This window comes from Hymenobacter daeguensis, from assembly GCF_054780555.1.
Genome location: NZ_BAAGWC010000012.1, coordinates 70,322 through 92,997, shown reverse-complemented (window position 1 = coordinate 92,997; position 22,676 = coordinate 70,322). Strand labels below are relative to the sequence as shown.

General features: G+C 63.5%; 22 protein-coding genes. 11 read left to right on the top strand and 11 right to left on the bottom strand.

Annotated features, from left to right (window positions below; translation table 11 throughout):
• Nucleotides 1-30 precede the first annotated feature (30 nt).
• From ACYVHT_RS14350 to ACYVHT_RS14340, 3 genes are all read right to left on the bottom strand, one after another.
• Entirely contained in the window at nt 31-1,134 is a 1,104-nt protein-coding gene (locus tag ACYVHT_RS14350; RefSeq protein WP_460552999.1) for a PAS domain-containing sensor histidine kinase, read from the bottom strand.
• 54 nt (nt 1,135-1,188) lie between these two features.
• Nucleotides 1,189-2,958 (bottom strand): amino acid permease, encoded by a 1,770-nt coding sequence (locus tag ACYVHT_RS14345; protein WP_460552996.1) that lies wholly within the window; start codon nt 2,956-2,958, stop codon nt 1,189-1,191.
• Between the two features lie 79 nt (nt 2,959-3,037).
• Nucleotides 3,038-3,559 carry a hypothetical protein gene (locus ACYVHT_RS14340; protein WP_460552993.1) on the bottom strand — a complete coding sequence of 174 codons (522 nt, stop codon included), beginning with the start codon at nt 3,557-3,559 and terminating at the stop codon, nt 3,038-3,040.
• Between the two features lie 176 nt (nt 3,560-3,735).
• Between ACYVHT_RS14340 and ACYVHT_RS14335 the strand changes: the two genes are divergently transcribed.
• From ACYVHT_RS14335 to ACYVHT_RS14310, 6 genes are all read left to right on the top strand, one after another.
• Nucleotides 3,736-4,887: a hypothetical protein gene (locus ACYVHT_RS14335; protein WP_460552990.1), complete on the top strand. Its 1,152-nt coding sequence runs from the start codon at nt 3,736-3,738 to the stop codon at nt 4,885-4,887.
• Between the two features lie 65 nt (nt 4,888-4,952).
• Nucleotides 4,953-5,753 carry a carboxypeptidase-like regulatory domain-containing protein gene (locus ACYVHT_RS14330; protein WP_460552988.1) on the top strand — a complete coding sequence of 267 codons (801 nt, stop codon included), beginning with the start codon at nt 4,953-4,955 and terminating at the stop codon, nt 5,751-5,753.
• Nucleotides 5,754-5,797: 44 nt separating this feature from the next.
• The gene (locus ACYVHT_RS14325) at nt 5,798-6,586 is read left to right on the top strand and encodes a carboxypeptidase-like regulatory domain-containing protein (RefSeq protein ID WP_460552985.1); all 789 of its coding nucleotides are present in this window, start codon (nt 5,798-5,800) and stop codon (nt 6,584-6,586) included.
• 27 nt (nt 6,587-6,613) lie between these two features.
• Complete coding sequence (locus tag ACYVHT_RS14320) at nt 6,614-7,318, top strand: peptidase associated/transthyretin-like domain-containing protein (protein ID WP_460552982.1); 705 nt, start codon at nt 6,614-6,616, stop codon at nt 7,316-7,318.
• A gap of 26 nt (nt 7,319-7,344) precedes the next feature.
• Nucleotides 7,345-8,094: a carboxypeptidase-like regulatory domain-containing protein gene (locus ACYVHT_RS14315; protein ID WP_460552979.1), complete on the top strand. Its 750-nt coding sequence runs from the start codon at nt 7,345-7,347 to the stop codon at nt 8,092-8,094.
• Between the two features lie 53 nt (nt 8,095-8,147).
• Nucleotides 8,148-9,212, top strand: a complete 1,065-nt coding sequence (locus ACYVHT_RS14310; protein ID WP_460552976.1) for a lipocalin family protein — start codon at nt 8,148-8,150, stop codon at nt 9,210-9,212.
• Nucleotides 9,213-9,320: 108 nt separating this feature from the next.
• On the opposite strand, the gene ACYVHT_RS14305 is transcribed toward ACYVHT_RS14310, so the two are convergent.
• Together ACYVHT_RS14305 and dusB are read right to left on the bottom strand one after the other, a co-directional pair.
• The gene (locus tag ACYVHT_RS14305; protein WP_460552973.1) at nt 9,321-10,526 is read right to left on the bottom strand and encodes a nitrogen regulation protein NR(II); all 1,206 of its coding nucleotides are present in this window, start codon (nt 10,524-10,526) and stop codon (nt 9,321-9,323) included.
• 104 nt (nt 10,527-10,630) lie between these two features.
• On the bottom strand, nt 10,631-11,623 hold the full coding sequence (gene dusB, locus ACYVHT_RS14300; protein ID WP_460552970.1) for a tRNA dihydrouridine synthase DusB: 993 nt from the start codon (nt 11,621-11,623) through the stop codon (nt 10,631-10,633).
• Between the two features lie 190 nt (nt 11,624-11,813).
• Between dusB and ACYVHT_RS14295 the strand changes: the two genes are divergently transcribed.
• From ACYVHT_RS14295 to ACYVHT_RS14280, 4 genes are all read left to right on the top strand, one after another.
• Nucleotides 11,814-12,785 (top strand): CPBP family intramembrane glutamic endopeptidase, encoded by a 972-nt coding sequence (locus tag ACYVHT_RS14295; protein WP_460552968.1) that lies wholly within the window; start codon nt 11,814-11,816, stop codon nt 12,783-12,785.
• A gap of 113 nt (nt 12,786-12,898) precedes the next feature.
• Nucleotides 12,899-13,885 (top strand): phosphatidate cytidylyltransferase, encoded by a 987-nt coding sequence (locus tag ACYVHT_RS14290; RefSeq protein WP_460552966.1) that lies wholly within the window; start codon nt 12,899-12,901, stop codon nt 13,883-13,885.
• A 208-nt stretch (nt 13,886-14,093) separates the two neighbouring features.
• Nucleotides 14,094-15,383, top strand: coding sequence for a Glu/Leu/Phe/Val family dehydrogenase (locus ACYVHT_RS14285; RefSeq protein WP_460552964.1), 1,290 nt, complete (start codon nt 14,094-14,096; stop codon nt 15,381-15,383).
• A 209-nt stretch (nt 15,384-15,592) separates the two neighbouring features.
• A complete protein-coding gene (locus ACYVHT_RS14280; protein WP_460552962.1) occupies nt 15,593-16,258 on the top strand; it encodes a phosphatidylserine decarboxylase in 666 nt (221 codons plus the stop codon).
• An 18-nt stretch (nt 16,259-16,276) separates the two neighbouring features.
• Here ACYVHT_RS14280 and ACYVHT_RS14275 read toward each other — a convergent pair whose 3' ends face one another.
• The 6 genes from ACYVHT_RS14275 to ribD all read right to left on the bottom strand — a co-directional run bounded on the left by ACYVHT_RS14275 (nt 16,277) and on the right by ribD (nt 21,460).
• Complete coding sequence (locus ACYVHT_RS14275) at nt 16,277-16,690, bottom strand: hypothetical protein (protein ID WP_460552959.1); 414 nt, start codon at nt 16,688-16,690, stop codon at nt 16,277-16,279.
• Nucleotides 16,691-16,710: 20 nt separating this feature from the next.
• Nucleotides 16,711-17,193 carry a GAF domain-containing protein gene (locus ACYVHT_RS14270; protein WP_460552956.1) on the bottom strand — a complete coding sequence of 161 codons (483 nt, stop codon included), beginning with the start codon at nt 17,191-17,193 and terminating at the stop codon, nt 16,711-16,713.
• A 36-nt stretch (nt 17,194-17,229) separates the two neighbouring features.
• Complete coding sequence (locus ACYVHT_RS14265; protein ID WP_460552953.1) at nt 17,230-18,459, bottom strand: adenylosuccinate synthetase; 1,230 nt, start codon at nt 18,457-18,459, stop codon at nt 17,230-17,232.
• Between the two features lie 106 nt (nt 18,460-18,565).
• Complete coding sequence (locus ACYVHT_RS14260; RefSeq protein ID WP_460552950.1) at nt 18,566-19,507, bottom strand: hypothetical protein; 942 nt, start codon at nt 19,505-19,507, stop codon at nt 18,566-18,568.
• A 4-nt stretch (nt 19,508-19,511) separates the two neighbouring features.
• Entirely contained in the window at nt 19,512-20,390 is an 879-nt protein-coding gene (locus ACYVHT_RS14255) for a protein kinase family protein (RefSeq protein ID WP_460552947.1), read from the bottom strand.
• Nucleotides 20,391-20,425: 35 nt separating this feature from the next.
• Complete coding sequence (gene ribD, locus ACYVHT_RS14250) at nt 20,426-21,460, bottom strand: bifunctional diaminohydroxyphosphoribosylaminopyrimidine deaminase/5-amino-6-(5-phosphoribosylamino)uracil reductase RibD (RefSeq protein WP_460552944.1); 1,035 nt, start codon at nt 21,458-21,460, stop codon at nt 20,426-20,428.
• A 55-nt stretch (nt 21,461-21,515) separates the two neighbouring features.
• Here ribD and prmC point away from each other — a divergent pair, with 55 nt between their 5' ends.
• Nucleotides 21,516-22,379: a N5-glutamine methyltransferase family protein gene (gene prmC, locus ACYVHT_RS14245; RefSeq protein ID WP_460552941.1), complete on the top strand. Its 864-nt coding sequence runs from the start codon at nt 21,516-21,518 to the stop codon at nt 22,377-22,379.
• Nucleotides 22,380-22,676: the final 297 nt, after the last annotated feature.

Below are 22,676 nucleotides of genomic sequence, written 5' to 3'. Positions count from 1 at the left end.
AGCGAGGGCGGCGCTCGCCTGGCAGTGCGGCTACCCCGCCGCCCCATTGGGCATGGGCAGCTGGATGTAGAAGGTGGTGCCCACGTTCTCCTGGCTCTCCACCCAGATGCGGCCGTGGTGCAGGCGCACAATGGTTTCGATGATGTGCATGCCCAGGCCGGTGGTTTTCTCGCCCAGCAGGCCCGGGCGGCGGGCCGGCGTGAAGCGGTCGAACAGCACGGGCAGCAGGTGGGCCGGAATGCCCACGCCGTCGTCGGCCACGGTCACGAGCACGTAGTCGGGGTGCTGTTCCAGGCCTACGGTAATGTGGCCCCCTTCGCGGGTAAACTTGATGGCGTTCGATATCAGGTTGTTGATGACCTGCAGAAACTTGTTGTTGTCGATTTCGACATACACCGTGGGCTGCGAATGCCTGAAATAGAAGTGCTTGGCCACCAAGTGCTCGCCCTGCTGGTACATGTCCACCACCTGGCCGATGTTCTGCACCAAATCGACGCGGATGGGTTTGAAATCCACGTTGGCCGAATCCATAAACTCGCCGTCCACGAAGTCGCGGATGAGGCTCACGCTGTCGCGGCAGGTATCGCGCATGACGCGCAGCATCTTCTGCACCTGCGCATCCTGCAGGGTTTTGGTTTTCTCTTCCAGAAACCCGGCCAGCTGCTGCAGCATATTGAACGGCCCGGCCAGGTCGTGCGACAGAATTTCGAGCGTGGTGTTCTTCTTGGCCATGTACTTGTCGGCGTTGCGCAGGTACTCCTGCTCCACCGTCACGTCTTCCAGCGTGCCCGACAGCAGCACCTGGCCCTCCGGCCCACGGCTGCGCTGGGCCTGCAGCGAGAGCCAGCGCAGCGGCACATCGGGGCGGGGCTGCAGGCGCAGCAGCAGGTCGTCGCAGTGGTGCCCGGCAATGAGCTCATTCAGGCAGTGCAGGGCGTATTTCTGGTCTTCGGCCGGCAGGTGGGCCAGCAGGCGGGGCAGGTCGGCGGTGGCGTTTTCGCGCCGCAGGCCGGGAAAAAGCTGCTCGTAGGCCGCACTCACAAACACTACCTGGCCTGCGTCGGCATCGTACAGGAAGAAGGTTTGCGGGTTGGCGTCGAGGGCTTGTTGCAGCAGGGTAGCGGTGGGAGTCATAGGGCAGCGCGAAGAAATTACCAATGGCGAAACGCCGGGCCGGCCTGCAACTACTTAGCCGGCCATCTGGTTCAGCTTGGAGTTTCTGTAGCCATAGCCGAAATATACCGCCAGCCCAATCAGCAGCCACACGAAGAACAGCGTCCAGTTGCTGATGCCCAGCTCGGTCATCAGGTACAGGTTGATGAGCAGGCCCAGCACCGGCAGCAGCGAAAGCTTTTTGCGGAACGACAACACGCACAGCGCAATGCAGAACAGGAAAAACACCAGCGTCGGAATCTGGTGGGCGAAGCCGCCGGTCACTTTGCCGGTCAGCTTATCGGTTTGCAGCCAGCCGTGGGCCCCGGTGGCATCGAGCCAGAACTCGTGGTTGCTGGCCGTGTTGTAGCGCACCACCAAGGCAATGCCGATGGCCAGAATGAGCGGCACCAGCCACTGGCCGTTGAGGTAGGGCACCTTAAACCGGGCCTCCGACTTGCCGTAGGGGTCGATAATCAGAATGCCGCCGCACACCAGCGCAAACGCGAACAGCGTGCCGATGCTGGTGAGGTCCACCACCAAATCCATGTTCAGAATAAGCGCCGGCACCGCCACAAAAAAGCCCGTGATGATGGTGCTGAACGAAGGCGTATGAAAGCGCGGGTGAATCTTGGAAAACACCGACGGCAGCAGCCCGTCGCGGCTCATCGTGAGCCAGATGCGCGGCTGGCCCAGCTGAAACACCAGCAGCACCGAGGCCATGGCAAACACCGCACTCACCGCCACCAGGCCCGACAGGCGCGACAGCCCCACCTTGGCAAACACGAACGACAGGGGGTCGCCCACGCCCAGCTCCTTGTAGCTCACCATGCCCGTCAGCACCAGCGTAATAAGCACATACAGCACCGTGCAGATGATGAGGGCGTACATCATGGCCTTGGGCAGGTCGCGCTGCGGGTTCTTGCATTCCTCGGCCGTGGTCGAGATGGCATCGAAGCCGATGTAGGCAAAAAACACGGCCGACACGCCCTTGAGCACGCCGCTCACGCCGTTGGGGGCGAAGGGCGTCCAGTTGGCCGGCTGCACGTAGAACGCGCCCACCGCAATGACAATGAAGACGATAATGAGCTTGAGCAGCACCAGCAGGTTCGAAGCGTTTTTGCTTTCCTTGATGCCCACGTACACCAGCGCGGTGATGAGGACGGTGATGAGGAAGGCTGGCAGGTCGCACACCAGGTGCAGGCCCCCGAACAGCTCCGGCGCGGTGGTCCAGGCCTTGTAGCCTTCCAGCTGGGCCGGCGTGGCGGCCGACAGCGGCTGGTGGGCCTGCATCAGCGTCATCACGGCCTCGTAGCCGGCGTGGCCGGTCTGGGTGCCCATCGTGAGCCAGAGCGGGAGGTGAATCCCGATGCCATCGAGCAGCCCGGTAAAGTAGTCGGACCAGGAAATGGCCACCACGATGTTGCCCACCGCGTATTCCATTATCAGCGCCCAGCCGATAATCCAGGCCGCCAGCTCGCCAAACGAGGCGTAGGCATACGTGTAAGCCGAGCCGCTGACGGGGATGGTGGCCGCAAACTGCGCGTAGCACAGCGCCGAAAACGCGCAGGCCACGGCCGTGAACACAAACAGCAGCGACACTGCCGGGCCGCCGTCGAGGCTGGCCTTGCCGATGGTGCTGAAAATACCGGCCCCGATGATGGCCGCGATGCCCAGCGCCGTGAGGTCGCGCACGGTGAGGTGGCGCTCGAGGCCGCCGGGGCTGTGGCCCTCGTGGTCGGCCGGAGGATTCTGCAGAATGGCCGCAATGGTTTTGCGGCGGAAAAGGGACTTATCGGAACGCATGTAAGGTGGATGGGGCGGGTTTGAAGGGCAAAAGATAGCGCCTTGGCGCGGGTTATCGGCCCACTACCTGCCTTTCGGGCTAGCGAAACCCGCCGCCCAGCAAGCCCCCGACGATGCTGCCGCCCACGTTCAGCATGGCCGAGCCGTTGCCGACGCGCATCGGAATCCCCACCGAGAAAGCACCCAGGCTCCCGTAGCTGCCGGCGTAAGGATAGCCGTAGGGCACGTTGCGCGGAGCCAGCGGCGCAAACCCTGGATTGACGGGCAGGAAGGGCGCGTCGGCGCCGTAAATCGAGCCGGCCCGGTAGGCTTGTAGCAGGTAGGGCGCAAAGCTGTACTGCACGTATGGCCGCAGGCGGCCCTTAGCGCTGCTGCCCAGCTGGTAGCGCAGAAACGGCTGAGCCCCATAGCCGTAGCCGCCAGGCGCGGACAGCGGCGAGTAGGCGCCTACGGCATAAGCCCCTGTAAGAAAATGGCCTTTGCCGGGCGGGGCCGGGGCCGGAATTTCCAGGCCGATGGCACTGGCCGCACCTGCCTGGGCATGGCTGAGAACGGGCAAAGCGAGCAGCGCCAGTGGCGCAAAACGAAGCAACGGAGGCATGGCTGGAGGGTGAGGTGGAAGAGGAATACCCAAGGTACAGAATTTTGGGAGGAAGCACTGCGAAAAATGCGAGCGGGGAGTGTGAATAAAATAAATAAAAAATTGAATATTTATGCTGAAATGACGGCTGCGCGGCTGCTGTCGCCTCACCAGCTTTTTCCCTCCAAACCCGGATTATGAAACGGTTTGTCATTCTCGTGCTGCTGGCAAGCCCTGGGGCGGCCTGCGACGGCCCTGCCACCACTACTTCGACCCGGGCCGTTTCCTCCCCTGGCCCGGCGCAGCTGGCAACGGCAGCCAATACTTCCCCCGAACCCATGACGCCCGAAACCCCACCGCCGCCCGCCGCGCCCTACACCGTCCGCGGCGTCATCGACCCCGGCATCCACAACATGGTGGCTTTTGCCATAAAGGTGCCCCGGGGCTGGCAATTTATGCAGCGCTTCACCCGCAAGTGGAACGGCTCGCAGCCCGTCAACCAGGTGTCGTTGAAGCTGCTGGCTCCGGGCGATGCCCGGCAGATTGACTTTCTGCCCGAGCGCCCTTACTATTTTCAGGACGGGCCTACCTCGCGCAGCCTGCGCCAGCAGGCGGCCAGCATGGGCATGGCCATGCCCCCGCACGACGAGTACGAGCTGGCGCCCATGTCGCCGCTGGTGTACATCCGGCAGGTGCTGCTGCCCAACCTGGCGCAGCAGGGCCTCACGCTGCAGCCCACCGGCTCGCACGAGCAGCCGGCCCACGCCACGGGGCCGGGGGTTGTGTCGGCCACCGGCTACGTCGATGGCCGCCTGCCCAATGGCCGCGTGGCGCGGGTAGAAGTAGTGCTGAATACGCAGGCCCGGAACATGAACGGCGAAACCTACTACAACTGGGCTGCGCTGCCGGCCATCACCCAGGCCGGCCCCGGCGAGCTGGCCGCCACCTACGCCCATACCCAGGCGGCCCGAAAGTCGTTCATCGTCAACCCGGCGTGGCAGCGCGAGTCGCAGCAGCTTAGCCAGCAGGGGCAGGCGGCCAACCAGCGCATTACGCAACAGGATAAGGCGGCCTATGAGGCGTTTCAGCAGCACGAGCAGCAACTCAGCAAGGAGATGGCAGCCGACCGGGAACGGTCGCAGCGGCAAATTGCCGAAGGCCGGGGCGACGTGCTCAGCGGCAAGGCCCGCTACGACAACACGACCACCGGCGAGCGCTACCGCATCGATGACCGATACAGCCACGTGTACCAGGACCGCAACGGCGCCTTGCACGGCAGCAGCGTGCCGCTCGATGCCGGCGCGCTGAACTGGCAGGAGCTGCAACGGGTGGAAATGAGCGGCTACTAGCCGTCGGCGTGTGCAATCCGGACGGGGCCGGCATCAAGGCTGATGTCGCCTCGCCCGTTTTGCTTATGCTCCATTCTCCGTTGCTCCACATTCCGCAGCCCTGCGCCGAAAGCTGGGATGCCATGACGCCCACCAGCGCCGGCCGCCACTGCGCCGCCTGCCAGAAAACCGTGGTCGACTTTACCCTGAAAACTGATGCCGAAATCCTGGCCTACCTGGCCACGGCCGCGGGCGGCCGCACCTGCGGCCGCTTCGCGGCGGGGCAGCTGGAGCGGCCGTTGCAGCGCGCCGCCCCGGCTGCCCCAACGGCCCGGTGGCGGGCCTGGCTGGCCGCCGTCGTGGCCGTGTGGGGCGTGCGGGAAACGCTGAGCGTTGCCGCTAAAGCACAGGCACCGATGGAGATGCAGCGCAAAATAGGCAAGCCAGTTATGACCAGCAACCTGCGGGCCACGCGCAAGCCCGATTATGAGGGCGCGGGCAGCGTGGGTGTGGTGCGCGGCAGGGTAGTTGATGCCGCTACGGGGGCAGGCCTGCCGGGAGTAACCATCCTGGCAAACGGCACCACCATTGGGTGCAGCAGCCAGCCGGACGGGACGTTTGAGCTGGACCTGGCTGCTCTGACGCCCGGGCCGGCCGGGGTAGAAATTGTCGCGTCCTCAATTGGTTTCGTACCGCAGCGCCGGCTGCTAAATGCCGAAGCGGCAGCCGTTTCGCAGGTCTTCAACCTCGAAGTCGATAGGAGACAATTAACGGGAGAGGTAATAATTACCGCCATGTACCGCAAGATGCCGCCGGCCCCGTGGCATCCACGCCGGTTCTATGGCTGGGGTAAATACTGGATTACGCGCCCATTCCGGCGCAATTAACGCGGCTTTTCGGCCCGGTCATTCCTTAAAAAAACAACCGCTCTATGGGTTCGCACCTGATTTCAATTCCGCAGCCCTGCGCCGAAAGCTGGGACGCCATGACGCCCACCAGCACCGGCCGCCACTGCGCCGCCTGCCAGAAAACCGTGGTCGACTTCACCCTGAAAACCGATGCCGAAATCCTGGCCTACCTGGCGAAAGCGGCCGCAGCAAGTACCTGTGGCCGTTTCGCGGCCGCGCAGCTGGACCGGCCGCTGCAGCCGGCCATATCGCCTGCTCCTCCAGCCAGGTGGCGCACCTGGCTGGCGGCCGTCGCAGCGGTATGGAGCGTGCGGGAGGCCGCCGGCATTTCGACCAAAGCACAGGCCCCGATGGAGATGCAGCGCAGGGCTGACAAAGCGGTGCCGGAGCAGCTGCGTGCCACGCGGCGGCCTGATTATGAGGGTGCCGGCGGCACAACGATGGTGCGCGGTGTGGTGCTGGATTCTGCCAGCCATGAAGCCCTGCCGGGGGCATTGGTGCGCCTCAAAGACTCGGCCGTCGAATACAGCACCGATGCGGAAGGCGCATTTATGCTGACGCTGCCCGCCGGCTATGCGCCGAATGGCGTAGCAACGCTGCAAATCAGCTTCTTGGGGTATGTGACCGAAGAACGCCAGTTCGTTATTGGTGAGCCCGGTAAGCCAGTTCTCCTGCAGACGGATGCGAAAGGATTTGCCGAAGTAACCGTCACCGCAGGCCTAATCATTCAACGCCCCAAGCCCAAGCCCTGGCACCCGCGCGGCCTCTACCACTGGACCAGATACCAACTGACCCGCCCGTTCCGCCGTTGATAACCCCGAACCCGCTACTTTAGCCGCATGACTGCTCGCCTCGACATCTCCATTCCGCAGCCCTGCTCCGTGAGCTGGGCTGGCATGACGCCCACCGAAGCCGGCCGGCACTGCGCCACCTGCGCCACCGAAGTGGTGGATTTTACCCGCCTGAGCGACGCCGAGATTCTGGCGTTTCTGGCGCGGCAGGGCGGCCGCCCGGTGTGCGCCAATGCCTTTGCCACGCAGCTGGTGCCTGCGCCGGCCAGCCGCTGGCGGCGCTGGCTGGTGGCCGGGCTGGCCCTGCTGGGCTGGCATTCGGCCACGTCGTGCGCTACCAAACCACCTCAAACGCCGCCCACGCAGGCCTCGGCCTCGGCCGCTACCGATGCCGCCGCGCCTGAGGCCCGGCAGGTCATCATCCGGGGCCGGGTGATGGACAAGGCCAATGGCACGCCGGCCGGCGACGTGCGGGTGCTCATCAACGACACCCAGTACGGCACCACTACCGACGAAAAAGGCAACTTCGAGCTGACGATGCCCCGCACCTGGGCTCCCATTGCCGGCGGCAAGGTGACACTGAAATTCCTCGGCAACCCGTTTGATTTCCAGGAGCAGACCGTCACCATCGACCTCCACGCCACGCCCGCGCCCGCGCCGCTGGTGGTGCAGCTGGCCTCCGTCCCCAACCGGGGCCAAGTGATGGGCAAAATCCGGATGCCGGAAGCGCCGGTACCGCCGCCGAAGGGCTAAAACCTGTTGGACAAAGCTTCTGGCCCATGCGTCACGCAACCATCAACATCCCCAGCGCCTGCCATGAAAGCTGGGCGGCCATGACTCCGGTTGCCACCGGTCGGCACTGCGCCCGCTGCCAGGAAACGGTGGTGGACTTCACCCGCATGACCGATGCGGAAGTGGTGGCGTTTTTGCGCCGCTACCCAAGCGTGGCCTGCGGGCGCTTCCGGCCGAGCCAGACCGGCCGGCCGCTGCCCGCCGCCGAGCCGATGACTGGCTGGCGGCGCTGGCTGGGGGCCACCGTGGCGCTGCTGGGCTTCAGCTCCCTGCTGGCTCCCAGGGCGCAGGGGCAGCCGGCGCCGCCTGCGTATTGGGGCGGGCCGGTGCCGAAAAACGTAGTGCTGCCGGGCCCGGCGGCCGCAGCGAAGGCGCCCAACGATTCGCCGGCCCTGGTCCCGCCAACAGCGCCCAGCCCGGCGGCGCACCCGTTCGTGATAGCCGGCATTGTGTGTAACGCTCATGGCGCACCGGTGAGCGGAATCGAAGTGGATTTGAGCGGCTCGGAGGTGGAAATGTCTGCCACCACGAACGAGGACGGTGCCTTTCAGTTTGTGATAGAGAAGGATATTCTGGGCGAATATGCCTCGCTGGCCATTATGCGTTTTGCGCCGCTGCACCTGTATTATCAGTACGCCGGAGCCGATGTCGACCTGGCGAGCAACCAGCAATACCGGCTTCAGCTGAAGACCCGCCTGAGAAGACGGCGCATTCATGCAATGGGGAAATTTCGTTAGCGCCCGCACGCCATGCCCAAACCTTTCCCTCCCCAAAAACCTTGTGGAAGGGTATGAAAGTGTTTCGTTTTGCAATGCTGCTGCTGCTGGCCACCGCCTGCGCTACGCCCCATCCCACCACCCGCTTCAACCCCCCGGCCACCCGCGCCGAGCTGCCCCACGAGGAGGCCGCGCACCCCAAAAACTCGCTGGAGTGGTGGTACCTCACCGGCCACCTCCGCGACGAGGCCACCGGCCACCAGTACGGCGTGGAGTACGTTTTCTTCCACTTCAACCTGAAGGATGGCAAGCAGGACTGGCAAATGGTGAACGTGGCCCTGACCGACCCGCAGAACCAGCAGTTTCACTACGACTACAAGCTGGGCCCGCTGCCGCGCCTGCTCACCGACTCGCTGCCCGTGCGCCTTCGCCAGCAGCAGCGCGGCCAGGTCTGGAAGCTCGACGGGCAGGAGGGAGCCTACCACCTGCAGGCCGCCCTCACCGGCAAAGCCAACGCCGGCTACGCCCTCGACCTCACTACCCGGCCCACGCGGCCCGTGGTGCTACACAGCGGCACCGGCTACGAAAACTACGGCAACGGCATCGTGGCCGGCTACTATTCCTACCCGCGCCTGGCCACTACGGGCACCCTCACAATAGACGGCCGGGCCCACCCCGTGACCGGCGAGCTGTGGTACGACCGGCAGTGGAACTGCACCAGCATCGTGGACAAGAACGTGGGCTGGGACTGGCTCAGCATTCAGCTCGATGAGCCCCGCGAGGAGTTCATGCTCAACACCCTGCGCAACTCCGCCACCGGCCAGAGCCTCAACAACGGCACCTTCAGCCGCGCCACCGGCTCCGACCTGCACCTCTCCGGGCCCGACTTCACGCTCACGCCGCTCACGTACTGGACCAGCCCAGCCTCGAAGAAAAAGTACCCCGCCACCTGGCGCGTGCAGGTGCCCGGCCAGGGCTACGACCTCACCGTGGAGCCGCTGGTGCCGCAGCAGGAGCTGGCGCTACGGTTCTTCCACGCCTTCACCATGTATTACTGGGAAGGAATGTGCCGCGTGAAAGGCACGCACAACGGCCAGCCCGTGACGGGTAAGGCGTATGTAGAGATTACGAATCGGTAGGCGCTAACCTCACCCTCGGCCCGCTCCCCAAGAGAGGGGGGCCAGGCGTCAGCAAACGGTGGTAAGGCTCCCCTCTCCTGGGGAAAGGGGCCGGGGGTGAGGTCCACGCTACTGGTTCAGCACCACCCGGAACGTGGTGCCGCGACCCAGCTCGCTCCATTTCACGAAGAGCTTGCCCTCGTGGTAGTTCTCGATGATGCGCTTGGCCAGCGCCAGGCCCAGGCCCCAGCCACGCTTCTTGGTGGTGAAGCCGGGCATGAACACGCTTTCGAGCTTGTTTTTGGGAATGCCTTTGCCGGTGTCGGTGATGTCGACGGCCACCTGGCGGGCGGGCGCGCCGCGCCGGTACCAGCTGCGGCGGGTGCGCACGCGGCGCAGGTGCAGCGTGATGGAGCCGCGCCCTTCCATGGCATCCACCGCGTTTTTGCAGATGTTTTCCACCACCCAGTCGAACAGCGGCACGTTGATGCGGGCCGGCGTGTCGAGCGGCAGGTCGGTTTCGATGGTGAACTTCACCTTTTTCGACACCCGGCTTTGCAGGTATTCGATGGCGTTGCGGGTGGTCTGGAGCAGGTTTTCGTCCTTCAGCACCGGCACCGAGCCGATGTTGCTGAACCGCTCCGTGATGATTTCCAGGCGCCGGATGTCCTTGCCCAGCTCGTCCACAATGGGCTCATTTTTAAATCGGTCCGAGTCACGCAGGTAGTTTTGCCAGCCCACCAGGCTGCTGAGCGGCGTGCCCAGCTGGTGGGCGGTTTCCTTGGCCAGGCCCACCCACACGCGGTTTTGCTCGGCCCGGCGCGAGGAGCTGAACGCGAAGTAGGCAATGACGGCCAGGCAGCCAATCACCACAATCTGCACCAGCGGGTAGGTGCGCAGCTGCCGCAGCAGCGGCGAGTCGCGATAGAAGATGTAGTTTACCTGCTCGGCCCCGAACTTCACCACGATGGGCGGATGCTTTTCCTTCATCAGCAGCAGCTCGCGCGCCAGCCAGGCCATCGAGTCGGCCTCGGGCAGGTGCGGCGGCATCTCAATGTTTTTGGCCGCGATGATGTCCTTGCCATCGCTGCTGAGGATGACCGGAATGGTGGTGTTGCCGTTGATGATTTCGTCGAAAACAAACGGATTGGTTTCGGTTTCCGAGTTCACAATGAACTCCTGGGCCCTGGCGTAGAGCCGAATCTGCTGCTGCTCCCGCTCCGACACCCGCTGCACCAACAGGTTGGTGTACACCACCGTGGCGGCCCCAATGAGCAGCGCCAGCACCGCCACCAGGATTTTAACGCGGGTTTTCTTTTCGTAAATCGGAATCATGTAGTAGCGCGAACTTTGTAGTTCGCGTCTCCGAACGACAATCGTTAAAGTGTAATTGCGGCAAACGGCGCAGGGACGCGAACTACAAAGTTCGCGCTACTTCCTTACCCCACCAGCACGGCGTCGCTGCTGGCAATCTCGGCCAGAATTTCCAGCACGTCGGCGGGGGTTTCGGCGTTCACCAAGCTGGTGCGCCAGGCTTTCGCGCCTTCCAGCCCGCGGAAGTAGTGGGCGTAGTGGCGGCGCATCTCGAAGATGCCCACTTTCGGCCCTTTCCACTCAATGCTGCGGTCAAAGTGCATCTGGCAGGCGGCCACCCGCTCCTCCAGCGTGGGCGCCGCGAGCAGTTCCCCCGTCTTCACGAAGTGCTTCACCTCCCGGAAAATCCAGGGGTAGCCGATGCTGGCCCGGCCTATCATCACGCCGTCCACGCCGTAGCGGTTTTTATACTCCACGGCCTTCTGGGGCGAGTCGATGTCGCCGTTGCCGAAGATGGGGATTTTGATGCGCGGGTTGTTTTTGATGCTGGCAATGAGGCGCCAGTCGGCCTCGCCCTTGTAGAGCTGGGCGCGGGTGCGGCCGTGCACCGTGAGGGCGGCAATGCCCACGTCCTGCAGGCGCTCGGCCACTTCCTCCACGTTTTTGGTGCCCTCGTCCCAGCCCAGGCGGGTTTTCACGGTCACGGGCAGGTGGGTGTGCTTCACTACCGAGGCCGTCATGGCCACCATTTTAGGGATGTCCTGGAGCAGGGCCGCGCCGGCGCCGCGGCAGGCCACCTGCTTCACGGGGCAGCCGTAGTTGATGTCAATCAAATCGGGCCCGGCCTCGGTGCTGATGGCCGCGCACTCGCCCATCGTTTCCACATCAGAGCCGAACAGCTGAATGCCGATGGGGCGCTCGTAATCAAAGATATCCAGCTTCTTGCGGCTTTTGGCGGCGGCCCGAATCAGGCCCTCCGAGGAGATGAATTCGGTGTACATCAGGTCGGCGCCGTTGGCCTTGCACACGGCGCGGAAGGGCGGGTCGCTCACGTCTTCCATGGGCGCGAGCAGGAGCGGGAAATCGGGCAGCGAGATGTTGGGACCTATGTTGACCACGGGAAATAGGGATAAACTGGTGAGGCAAGCTGCCATCCTGAGCAGAGCGAAGGACCTTGTCGCGTTTGTGCCGTTAGATTTACGGCAAACCGTTCCAGCGTGACAAGGTCCTTCGCTCCGCTCAGGATGACAGACAGCCCTAAGTTAAAAACTGCGGTAAATTTACGCCCTTCCCAACTAGCACCCCGCCATGAAAGGTTTCCTGCCCCGCACGCTGCACCCCGGCCTCCAGATACTGCTGCTGCTGGTGACAATGGGCGCGGGCTTCTGCGTGGGCTTGTTCCTTGTGGGTCTGCTGGGCCAGCCGCTGTTCGGCATGACCATTGCCGACGTGCCGGCCGCCACGGCCCGGCCCACGCAGTTTCCGTCGGCCTGGGGTTTCTTCAATTTTTATCAGGGCATCATCATGCTCACGGCTCTTGCCGGCGGGGCGCTGCTGCTGGCCTCGGCGCTGGGCTACGGCTGGGCCGAGTATTTCAGCCCGCGCCGGCTGGGGGCGGCCTGGTGGCTGCTCGTGACGGCGCTGCTTATCATCGTCACGCTGCCCTTTATGTCCACGCTCATTGCCTGGAATGCGGGGGCGCACTTTCCGGCGGCGCTGCACGATTTTGAGGCGTGGGCGCGGGACAGTGAGGACCGGCTGGCCGGCCTCACCAAATTCCTCACGCGGTTCAATTCGGCCGGGCGGTTTGCGGTGGGCGTGCTGGTTATTGCCCTCGTGCCGGCCGTGAGCGAGGAACTGGTGTTTCGGGGCGTGATTCAGAAAAACCTGGTGCGCTGGTTTTCGCCGCACGTGGGCGTGTGGCTGGGCGCGGCGCTGTTTTCGGCTATTCACTTTCAGTTTTTTGGGTTTGTGCCGCGCTTTGTGCTGGGGCTGGTGCTGGGGTACCTGTACCTCTGGAGCGGCAACATTCTGGTGAGCATGGCGGCGCACTTCACCCAGAATGCCTTTCAGCTGTTCATCCTTTTCCTCACCCAGCGCGGCCAGTTCGGCTGGGGCTTCGACCCCGATTCCAACGAGGCGCTGCCCTGGACGCTGGCCGTTCCGTCGGCTGTGCTTTCCATCGGCCTGCTCTACTTTCTGCACCAGCGCCTCACAGCCCCCACGCCGCCCACCGAAATGCTCACCCTCAGCAGCGACGGGGTGAAGCGCACGGCGTAGAGACGCGACCCTTCGCGTCTTCTCGTTGAACGACGCGCTGAAACAACCGTAACTGCCCGAAACAACCTCTAACGCCAAGACGCGAAGTGTCGCGTCTCAACACCCTTTCCGCATTGGCCGACTCTACGCTTCCGACTACTCCCACCACTCCCGAAACCCCCGCCGAGAAATCCGGCCCCAGCAACCTGCGCCTGCGTGTCATCTGGGGCGTCATCGGGGCCGCGCTGCTGCTGGGCAGCGTCTGGTTCAGCCCCTGGACGTTCGGGCTGTTCTTCGCCTTCGTGCAGGCCGTGATGCTGTGGGAGTTTTACCGCATGATGCGGGCGGGCGGCTACGCGCCGGCAACGTGGCTTGGGGTGGGGGCAAGTTTGATTCTGTTTGGATTCATTCTATTCGCAACTTATTACATGATGGGTGACAGCATTCTATCGTTGGCGAAAACAGACGGCTCTCCCGAGGGAAATAAACTTGCTCAACACATCACCTCATCTTTTTGGCAGTCGCAAACTTGGCTAAATCTGTTTGCAGTACCTGGGTGCCTGCTTACTGTTGTAACAGTGCTGCTCATGGTTCGGGAAATGATTTTATGGCCTAAATACAGCCAGCCTTTTGCCAACGTTGGGGCTACTTTAACTGGACTGCTCTACATCAGTGTGCCAATGACAGCACTGATTGTACTTGCCTTTCATCCGGGTGGCTACGACTACCGCCGCGTCTTCGCCCTGCTTTTCCTCATCTGGGCTTCCGACATTGGTGCCTACGCCGTGGGTCGCACCTTCGGCAAGCACAAGCTGGCCCCCAAAATCTCGCCCGGCAAAACCTGGGAAGGCTGGGCCGGTGGCTTCCTGATGACGCTGGTGGTAGGCTGGGCCATCGGTTTTATGCTGCCCGATATGCCGCTCACGCACCGCCTGGTGGCGGCCGGGGTGGTGGCGGTATTTGCGCCGCTGGGCGACCTAGCGGAGTCTATGCTAAAGCGCAGCGTGGGGGTGAAGGACTCGGGCAGCATCATGCCGGGCCACGGCGGGCTGCTCGATAGGTTCGATGCGTTTTTGCTGGTGCTGCCGGTGCTGGCGCTGCTGCAATTGCTGGCCGGATAGGTGCGTCTGTCATTGCGGGTGGAGGAACCGACTGCCGGCTGCCGGTGCGCGCCACCCGAAAGCCAAAATGTTCGGCGGATAGTCCAAGAAACTTCCCCAAACGTTTGCAGCTATATTATTCCTCTTCTTCACAAAAGCAATACCTTTGCGGCCCTGAATCGTACCCACTAATCCCACCCAACAGATTCCCAACCAACCCCCATCCCGAATGGCAACCCACACCGTTTATAAAGAGCCGGCCCCGCTGATGGACCGCGAAAATCCGCTCGAATCCATGATGTCGCGCTTCAACATCGCGGCCGAAATCCTCGGCCTCGATGATGAAACCTACAACGTCCTCAAGGCGCCCGACAAGCAGGTGATTGTGAACCTGCCCGTGACGATGGACAACGGCAAGCTTCGCGTGTTCGAAGGCTACCGCGTGATTCACAACACCATCCTCGGCCCCTCAAAAGGCGGCATCCGCTACGATAAGCACGTGCACATCGACGAGGTGAAGGCCCTGGCGGCCTGGATGACCTGGAAGTGCGCCGTGGTGGACATTCCCTACGGCGGGGCCAAGGGCGGCATCATCTGCGACCCCACCACCATGAGCCCCGGCGAGCTGGAGCGCCTCACCCGTGCCTACACGCTGGCCCTGAAAGACGTTTTCGGCCCCGACCGCGACATTCCGGCCCCCGACATGGGCACCGGCCCCCGCGAAATGGCCTGGCTGATGGACGAATTCTCCAAAACCGTGGGCATGACCTCGCCCGCCGTGGTGACGGGCAAGCCCCTGGTGATGGGCGGCTCGCTGGGCCGCACCGAGGCCACCGGCCGCGGCGTAATGGTGTCGGCGCTGGCCGCGCTGAGCAAGCTGGGCCTGAAGCCCACGGAGGTTTCGGCCGCCGTGCAGGGCTTCGGCAACGTGGGCTCGTGGGCAGCCAAGCTGCTGAGCGAGAAAGGGGTGAAAATCAAGGCGGTGAGCGACGTGTCGGGCGCCTATTGGAATGAGAATGGCATCAACATCGACGAGGCCATTGCCTACAAGAATGCCCACAACGGCCGCCTCGACGGCTTCACCGGCGCCACGCTGATGGAAAACGCCGACGACCTGCTGACGACCAACGTGGAAGTGCTGGTGCCCGCCGCCGTGGAGGACGTCATTACCGAGCACAACGCCGGCGATATCAAAGCCAGGCTCATCGTGGAGGGGGCCAACGGCCCCACGTCGGCCTCGGCCGACCCGATTATCAACGAAAAGGGCATCATGGTGGTGCCGGACATTCTGGCCAACTCGGGCGGCGTCACGGTGTCGTACTTCGAGTGGGTGCAGAACAAGCAGGGCTTCAAGTGGACCGAGGAAATGGTGACCGAGCGCGCCGACCGCATCATGACCGATGCCTTCAACAAAGTGTACGCCACGAGCCAGAAATACAACATTCCGATGCGCATCGCGGCCTACGTGGTGAGCATCGACAAAGTGGCCCAGACCTACAAATTCCGCGGCGGCTTCTAAGCCACAATCAGAATTTCAACAGATTTTCCGGAAGGCGCATATCTTTTGCGCGTTCTTCCGTAATTGCTTTCTGGAAAGGCACGGGCCGCTCGGTTCGTGCCTTTCTGATTTCTGTGCCGACCTTTGCCCGCGCAAGCCCGTTTTAACGCTGCCACCTAGCTTTTTTATTTGAAACAGAGTTTACTAAAACCTGCTTCGATTCGCCGTATATGAAGATTCATAAAGAAGGACGACGCATCCTGTTTGTTACGCTGCTCATTTTGCTGGCGCTCAATCTGCTCGTATTCCAATTCAACAAAGGGGCTGACCTCGTGAACCGGCTGTTTGCCGGGGCCACGGTTATCATCTTTTTGCTGATTCTACAATTTTTCCGGAGCCCGTTCCGGCACATGTTCACCCACGAAGACCTGCTGCTGGCCCCCGCCGACGGCAAGGTGGTGGTTATCGAGAACGTGTTTGAGCCCGAGTATTTTGAGGATGAGCGCAAGCAAATCAGCATCTTCATGTCGCCCATCAACGTGCACGTCACCCGCAACCCCATTTCGGGCCTGGTGAAATATTTCAAGTACCACCCCGGCAACTACCTGGTGGCCTGGCACCCCAAAAGCAGCACCCAGAACGAGCGCACCACGGTGGTGGTCGAGTCCGATGCCGGCCCGCTGGTGCTTTTCCGGCAGATTGCCGGGGCCATGGCCCGCCGCATTGTGTGGTACGTGAACGAGGGCGACGAAGTGAGCCAGGGCGAGGAGTTCGGCTTCATCAAGTTCGGCTCGCGCGTCGATGTGTTCGTGCCGCTCGACACGGAAGTGAAGGTAGAGCTGGGCCAGAAAGTGAAAGGCGGCGAAACCGTGATTTGCCAGCTGAAGGTATCGTAGCGGGTGGTGCAGTCTGCCTTATTGCAGCTCCGCAAGCGGATACTCAAAGTTCCGGGCTTCACTCGTTGAGGCAAGCAGGTAGTTGCGGTCGGTCTGAACGCGCACGGTGACGGCGTCATAGTCGCGCGGGTTTCTCAAATCGGCAACCAGCAGCCGCGCTAAATTCTTCAGGCAGAGGTTGAGGCTATCGGGCGGCGTTGGAAGGTTAGTGGGGTTAAGTATTAGCAGGGATAGGTACCTGCGGGTCGAGTCATTCGCAGTGAAGACTTCCGTGCTCAGCCTGACATCATCGGCGGCTAGTTTCTGCGTTTGTGCATCAAACAGCTGGTCATTCTGATGCTTGAAATCAGGGCTTTGGGGATGCGTTAAATGGCAGCCTGCCAAGGTGCTAACCAACAGGGCGAAGCAACATGTCATTAACGGATGACGCATGGTACGGCGGCGGCTTCGGCCTAAAACCAGGTGGCGGCCAGCTGCATCAACTGCTCCAGCGCGGCCTGGTCGTCTTGGTCGAAATCGTCGAGCTGGTCGCTGTCCACATCGAGCACGGCCACCACCTGGCCGTTCTTCAGGATGGGCACTACAATTTCCGATTTCGACTCGGAGCTGCACGCAATGTGGCCGGGGAAGGCTTCCACGTCGGGTACGAGAATCGTTTCGGCCCGCGCCCAGCTGGCGCCGCACACGCCCTTGCCGTGCCGGATGCGGGTGCAGGCAATGGGGCCTTGGAACGGGCCGAGCACCAGCTCATCGCCCTTCACCACGTAGAAGCCCACCCAGAAAAAGCCGAAAGCCTGGCGCAGCGCGGCGGCCGTGTTGGCGAGGTTGGCGGTGAGGTCGGGCTCGCCGGTGGTGAGGGCTTCGATTTGGGGCAGCAGCTGCTGGTATTGCGCGGCTTTGGTGAGCGTGGTGTCGAGGGCGAGGGTTTCGGCCATGAGGAGAGGGAACTTGATGAGTGAGGGGCGGTGCGGCTAATCCAGCCCGGCGCTGGCGCTGCTGGTGCTAAACCGACAGCTGGTAAACTCGGTTTCGAGTAGCCCGGCTAATGCTGCCGGCGGGATTTTTTGCAGTTGTCCGTTGTGCCAGCAGGGCAGCAGGCCGTCGGGCAGCTGGTCGAGGCAGGTGACGAGCAAATGCTTTGACAGGCCCGCAGAAGCACTGGCATCGCACGCCAGGGCATAGTTGAGCAGCTCGATGGACAGCGGGCCGGTGCGGAAACTGCCCTGGTAGTCGTTGAGCTGGTTGGTTTCGGCGGCTGTGTTGATGAGGGCAATGGCGGCTTCGTGGGGCAGCGGGCCGGCGCCGTGGCGGGTGTGGTAGGCGCGGGTGATGTAGTGCACCTCGGCCTGGGCGGCGAGGGCCGGCTGCGTGCGGCGCAGCAAGGCCAGTGCGTTGGCGCTGGTGGTGCGGCTGCGCGTGACGTGCGGAAACAGGCCAAAATCCATGTCCAGCAAAATGCCTTGCGCACCTTCAAAAACGTAGGTTTGCCAGGGCGATGCCGGGTCGAAAACGTTAGCTTCGTTTACTATTTGGACAGTCTTCTGCGCATTTAGCCTGCCTAGTTGTTCCGCATAACCTGCGAAACGCCGGTCCTCGGCCTCATGGTCGAGCTGGTCGAAATCGATGCTGGTTTCGTCTTTAATCTTTACGCGGTAGTGCTCCCGAATCTGGCGCAGCTTGTGGCCGAATACGGTGGGAAACCGCAAGTCCTGCGCGTAGAGGCGTAGCGGCGTCTGCTCGTGCCGCTCAATGGTGGCCCCGAAGCCCAGGCCGCAGCTGCCGTGGCGGGCCGCGCCGCGCGTGGTTTCGAGGGCGCGGTTGTAGAGCATGTCGTAGTGCGTGGTCACGGGGCACAGCGCATCCACCAGCAGGCGCGGCTGCGCGCCGGCCGCTTGCAGGGCGGCGTATTCCTTCAGCACCGAGCCGGGCGAAAACGTGCAGTAGCGCGACCAGTAGGTGGGCACGCCGCGCAGGGTGCCGGCCCCGAAGTTGGAGAATACGTGGCGCTGGCCGGCGGCCGTGGTCACGGTGTGGCCGGCCTGGTGGCCGCCGTTGAAGCGCACCACCAGCGGCCGGCGGCCCCGCGCCAGCGCCCGGCCGCAGAGCCAGTCCGTGGCCAGGCCCTTGCCCTCGTCGCCAAACCCCAGGCCGACCACAATGTGTGCCTCTTTCGTCACGAATGGGTGATTATAGGTCGTCATGCAGAGCGCAGCGCAGCATCTTTACCGCGGTAGTAAAGTCAGTTACTTGCGCGGTAAAGATGCTTCGCTGCGCTCTGCATGACGGTCCTTTATCCTAGCGTAATGTTTACAGCTTGAAAATGCCGCTGAGCCAGCCGCCGCTTTTCTTATCGGTCGTAGCGAGGCCCTGCGTGACGTGCACCAGCGCGTGCTGCACGGTGCCGGCCGTGCGCTTATCGAACGAGGCCAGAATGTCCTTCAGCTCCACGCCGTGCACCAGGGCCACGGCGGTGGCAATGGTTTCGGCAATGGCGTTGTAATCGTCGAGCACGATGAGGCGCTCATTCAGCATCTTCTTCCAGTAGCCCAGAATGCTGGTGTCGTTGCGGTAGCTGCCCTCGTTCACATGAATGTGGAAAACGTGGTAGGTGCGCTGCACCTCTTCGAGCAGCTGCGCGTCGGTCAGGTCCTGGGCTTCGGGGTAGCCCATGAGGGCCTTGAGGGCGTTGGCCTGCAGCACGTCCCAGGCCGCCTCGTCGCCGATGGTGAACAGAAAGCCCTTCTGGCCGCGCTTCTCGAAGCAGTCGCACGAGGTGTGGCGGGCCGCAAACAGCCAGGCCAGCGTGTACGATTCGCGGCTCTGGCCGCCGCCGTTGCCTTCCAGGTAAATGCCGGTCAGCCACTGGTCGAGCTCGGCGGTGCCGCTCTCGAACTGGCCCACCTGCAGCGGGTAGCTGTCGGAATGATGGTCGCCGATGCCGCCGAACAGAATCTGCGGATGCGGCACGCCGTGGTCGATGAGCGTGTTCATGAGCGGGCCCAGCTTCTCGCGCACCAGCACTTCCGGGATGCGGCCCATGCTGCCGGTTTCGTCCAGAAAGACGGCAATGGCCAGCGACTCGGGGTGAATGTCGGAGTCGCGGCTTTCGCGGAATTTCACGCCCCGGGGCAGCATCTGGTCGCTGGCGCGGCCGGTGCGGTTGTTGGTGAAAATATCGTCCGCGCTGGCCCCCACTCGGGTGTCTTTGAGGAAGTCATACGCATCGTCCGACCATCTGGAGTAACCCATGAGCTTAAAGATTTAAAGGGTGAAATTCGCGTTTGGGATAAAGCTGTTGCAGCAATTTGCGGTAATCGGTGAAGGCCGTGTAGGCATTGTGCCGGGGCGTCAGCAGGAAGTCCACCAGCCGCTCGTCCACGGTGGCGCGCAGGCGCACGCCATTGCCCGAGGCATCGCCCAGCAGGCATACGGCCGTGCGCTGGGCCAGGGCCAAATCGATGCCCGGCAGGGCGCGCTTTTCGGCAAATACCGCGTCGGGGTACCATAGCCGGTACTTGCCCGAAACCGTGCTCAGCGGCCCGTTCAGCCGCGCCAGGTGGTAGAACGAGAGGCACACCAGCCCGTGCGTTTCGGGCACCAGCGCCAGCGCCTCGGGGTTGAGGCCGGCGTGGCAAAAGCCGCTCTGGTGCAGCCAGGCCACCAACTCCAGCAGGCGGCTCAGCACCCAGGCCACGTGGTGGGGCGGCAGCACCAGCCCGGCCAGCGGTACCACCCGGGCGGGCGTGGTGGCCAGCAGGCTGGGCCCATCCCAGGCCAGGCTGCCGGGTAAATACTTGTGAAAATGCTGGTCGGCCGGGGCGCGCAGGGCCATCAGGCGCTCGTAGTTGGCCTGCGACTGGCGCAGCAGAGCCGGGTCGCCGTCGAAGCGCACCTGCTGGTTGGGCAGCACGCGCAGCGGGCCGGCATCGTCGGTGAGGCGCAGGGCGGCTTCCAGTTGCTCCACATAGGCGTTGAGGCGGGCCACGGCGTCGGTGGCGCCGGGCAGGTGGCACACGTCGGGGTGCAGCAGCTTGAGGTAGGCGAGGTACTCTTTCCGGAAATTGGCGCGGCTAAAAACGTCGTCCGGCTGGCGGGAGGCGAGGATTCTGGAAAGCAGCGCTTGGGCATCCATACGCACACGGAAAGAGAGGCGGAACGGCCGCCAAGTTACGCATTCACGTACCAGAACAGCTCGTCGGGGCCCACGGCCGTGCGCTCGCGCAGGCCGCCGAAGCCCGGCCGTGGGGCGGCAATGCCCTGGCCCAGCTTCATGGGCGAGCGGAAAATGCGGATTTCATCCCACAGCCCGGCGCTTATCAGCGCATTGAGCACCGTGGGGCCGCCTTCCACCAGCACCGACTGCACATTGCGCTGGTACAAGTCGGCCAGCACCTGGGGCAGCAGGTCGTCGGCTTCCGAAAGGTGCACGAGGTCGAGGTTGGCCTTGTGGTAGGGCTGGCGGTAGGTGTAGATGAGGGTGGGCTGCGAGCCGTCGAGCAGGTTGTGGGTGGGCGGCAGGCTCAGGTTCTTGTCGATGACTAGGCGGGTGGGCTGCTGGCCGGGCCACTCGCGGGCGCTCAGGCGCGGGTTGTCGTGCAGGGCCGTGCGGGTGCCCACCAGAATGCCCTGCTCCTCGGTGCGCCAGCGGTGGGTGAGCATATTGGCCTGCGGCCCACTGATTTGCACCGGCTGAAAGTAGCGCCCGGCCAAAAAGCCATCGGCCGTTTCGGCCCATTTCAGCACCAGGTAAGGCCGTTTCTTTTCGTGAAACGTGAAGAAGCGCCGGTTCAGCCAGCGGCCTTCTTCGGCCAGCAGCCCGGTTTCGACCTGCACCCCGGCGGCCTTCAGCTTATCGATGCCGCGCCCGGCCACCAGCGGAAACGGGTCTTCGTTGCAAATCACGACTTCGGGCACCCCTTTGGCGATGAGCAGGTCGGCGCAGGGCGGCGTTTTGCCGTGGTGGGCGCAGGGCTCCAGCGTCACGTACACGCGCGATTTTTTTAATAATGCCTGGTCCTCTACCGCCGCCAGGGCGTTTACCTCGGCGTGGGGGCCGCCGTACTGCTGGTGCCAGCCCTCGCCGATGATGCGGCCTTCGTGCGTGACCACGCAGCCTACCAATGGATTGGGCCGCACGTAGCCGGTGCCGAGAAGGGCCAGGTCGAGCGCCCGGCGCATGAACAGCGCATCATCGTTTTTCATGAGCGTGAAGGTAATTAACCAGCTTCGGCTGGGCCGCTGACCTACATTTGCACCGATGAACGTACGCCAATTTACCACCTCGGTTGTCGCGGCGCTGCGCCCCCTCTACCCCGAGCCTGAGGCTAAGGCCATTGCGGCGCTGGTTGTGGAGCAGCTGCTGCAAATGGATGCCCTGGAGCGGATGATGGAGGCCCAGCAGCCCATTGCCGAAGGGGCCGAGGCAGCCCTGGCGCCGCTGCTGGCGCGCCTGCTGGCCCACGAGCCGGTGCAGTACGTGCTGGGCACCGCCTACTTCGCCGACATGGAGCTGGAAGTAACGCCCGCCACCCTCATTCCGCGCCCCGAAACCGAAGAGCTGGTGCACCTCATCAAGCAGGAGCAGGCCGCCACCGCGGCGCTGTCAGTGCTCGACGTGGGCACCGGCTCGGGCTGCCTGGCGCTGGCGCTGGCGCGGCTGCTGCCCGCCGCGCAGGTGCTGGCCGTGGATATCTCGGCCGAGGCGCTGGCCGTGGCGCGGCGCAACGCAGCCCGGTTTGCGCCGGAAGTGGCCTTCGAACAGGTCGATATTCTCGCGGGCCTGCCCACAGGCATTGCCCCCGGCACGCTTGATGTGCTGGTGAGCAACCCGCCCTACGTGCGCGAAAGCGAGCGGCCCGAAATGCGCGACAACGTGCTGGCCTGGGAGCCCGCCACGGCCCTGTTCGTGCCCGATGAAGACCCGCTGCTCTTTTACCGCCGCCTGGCCGAAGTGGGACCGGAGCTATTGAAGCCCGGTGGCAGCATCTACCTCGAGATTAACGAAGCACTGGGCAAGGAAACGGCCGCGCTGCTGGCCGCGCAGGGCTTCACCGGCGTTAAGGTGCTGCCCGATATGTTTGGGAAGGCGCGCATGGTGCGCGGTACCTGGACGGTAGCGTAAGGGGAGTCTGTTTTCAACTGGTTTTCCGGGTGGCCCGGCCGGCATCGTCGGCAACGGCAGTATCAGACAGGATGACGCCGGCAACGGCAGTCTGGCCGTGCCGCGCCTTCGGGCCGTTGCCATTGCGGGCTGCGGGGCTGGGCCCACCCAAGTGGTTTGGCGGGCACGAAAAGGCGGGCTGCCGGGCCGCCGGTGGCCCGGCGCTGGTGTGGTGCCGGCAATGCGGCATTCGAGGGGAGCAGACGATTAAAAGTCGTCATTAATTCGAGGTGATGCCATATAGTCAGGCGGTTAGCC

Coding starts and splice junctions, on each gene's coding strand:
- ACYVHT_RS14260 (WP_460552950.1), bottom strand. CDS start 19,507: ATGGGTTACTCCAGATGGTCGGACGATGCGTATGACTTCCTCAAAGAC.
- prmC (WP_460552941.1), top strand. CDS start 21,516: ATGAACGTACGCCAATTTACCACCTCGGTTGTCGCGGCGCTGCGCCCC.
- ACYVHT_RS14280 (WP_460552962.1), top strand. CDS start 15,593: ATGAAGATTCATAAAGAAGGACGACGCATCCTGTTTGTTACGCTGCTC.
- ACYVHT_RS14255 (WP_460552947.1), bottom strand. CDS start 20,390: ATGGATGCCCAAGCGCTGCTTTCCAGAATCCTCGCCTCCCGCCAGCCG.
- ACYVHT_RS14270 (WP_460552956.1), bottom strand. CDS start 17,193: ATGGCCGAAACCCTCGCCCTCGACACCACGCTCACCAAAGCCGCGCAA.
- ACYVHT_RS14335 (WP_460552990.1), top strand. CDS start 3,736: ATGAAACGGTTTGTCATTCTCGTGCTGCTGGCAAGCCCTGGGGCGGCC.
- ACYVHT_RS14330 (WP_460552988.1), top strand. CDS start 4,953: ATGCTCCATTCTCCGTTGCTCCACATTCCGCAGCCCTGCGCCGAAAGC.
- ACYVHT_RS14265 (WP_460552953.1), bottom strand. CDS start 18,459: ATGACGACCTATAATCACCCATTCGTGACGAAAGAGGCACACATTGTG.
- ACYVHT_RS14295 (WP_460552968.1), top strand. CDS start 11,814: ATGAAAGGTTTCCTGCCCCGCACGCTGCACCCCGGCCTCCAGATACTG.
- ACYVHT_RS14305 (WP_460552973.1), bottom strand. CDS start 10,526: ATGATTCCGATTTACGAAAAGAAAACCCGCGTTAAAATCCTGGTGGCG.
- ACYVHT_RS14320 (WP_460552982.1), top strand. CDS start 6,614: ATGACTGCTCGCCTCGACATCTCCATTCCGCAGCCCTGCTCCGTGAGC.
- ribD (WP_460552944.1), bottom strand. CDS start 21,460: ATGAAAAACGATGATGCGCTGTTCATGCGCCGGGCGCTCGACCTGGCC.
- ACYVHT_RS14310 (WP_460552976.1), top strand. CDS start 8,148: ATGAAAGTGTTTCGTTTTGCAATGCTGCTGCTGCTGGCCACCGCCTGC.
- ACYVHT_RS14340 (WP_460552993.1), bottom strand. CDS start 3,559: ATGCCTCCGTTGCTTCGTTTTGCGCCACTGGCGCTGCTCGCTTTGCCC.
- ACYVHT_RS14345 (WP_460552996.1), bottom strand. CDS start 2,958: ATGCGTTCCGATAAGTCCCTTTTCCGCCGCAAAACCATTGCGGCCATT.
- ACYVHT_RS14325 (WP_460552985.1), top strand. CDS start 5,798: ATGGGTTCGCACCTGATTTCAATTCCGCAGCCCTGCGCCGAAAGCTGG.
- ACYVHT_RS14350 (WP_460552999.1), bottom strand. CDS start 1,134: ATGACTCCCACCGCTACCCTGCTGCAACAAGCCCTCGACGCCAACCCG.
- ACYVHT_RS14275 (WP_460552959.1), bottom strand. CDS start 16,690: ATGCGTCATCCGTTAATGACATGTTGCTTCGCCCTGTTGGTTAGCACC.
- ACYVHT_RS14285 (WP_460552964.1), top strand. CDS start 14,094: ATGGCAACCCACACCGTTTATAAAGAGCCGGCCCCGCTGATGGACCGC.
- ACYVHT_RS14315 (WP_460552979.1), top strand. CDS start 7,345: ATGCGTCACGCAACCATCAACATCCCCAGCGCCTGCCATGAAAGCTGG.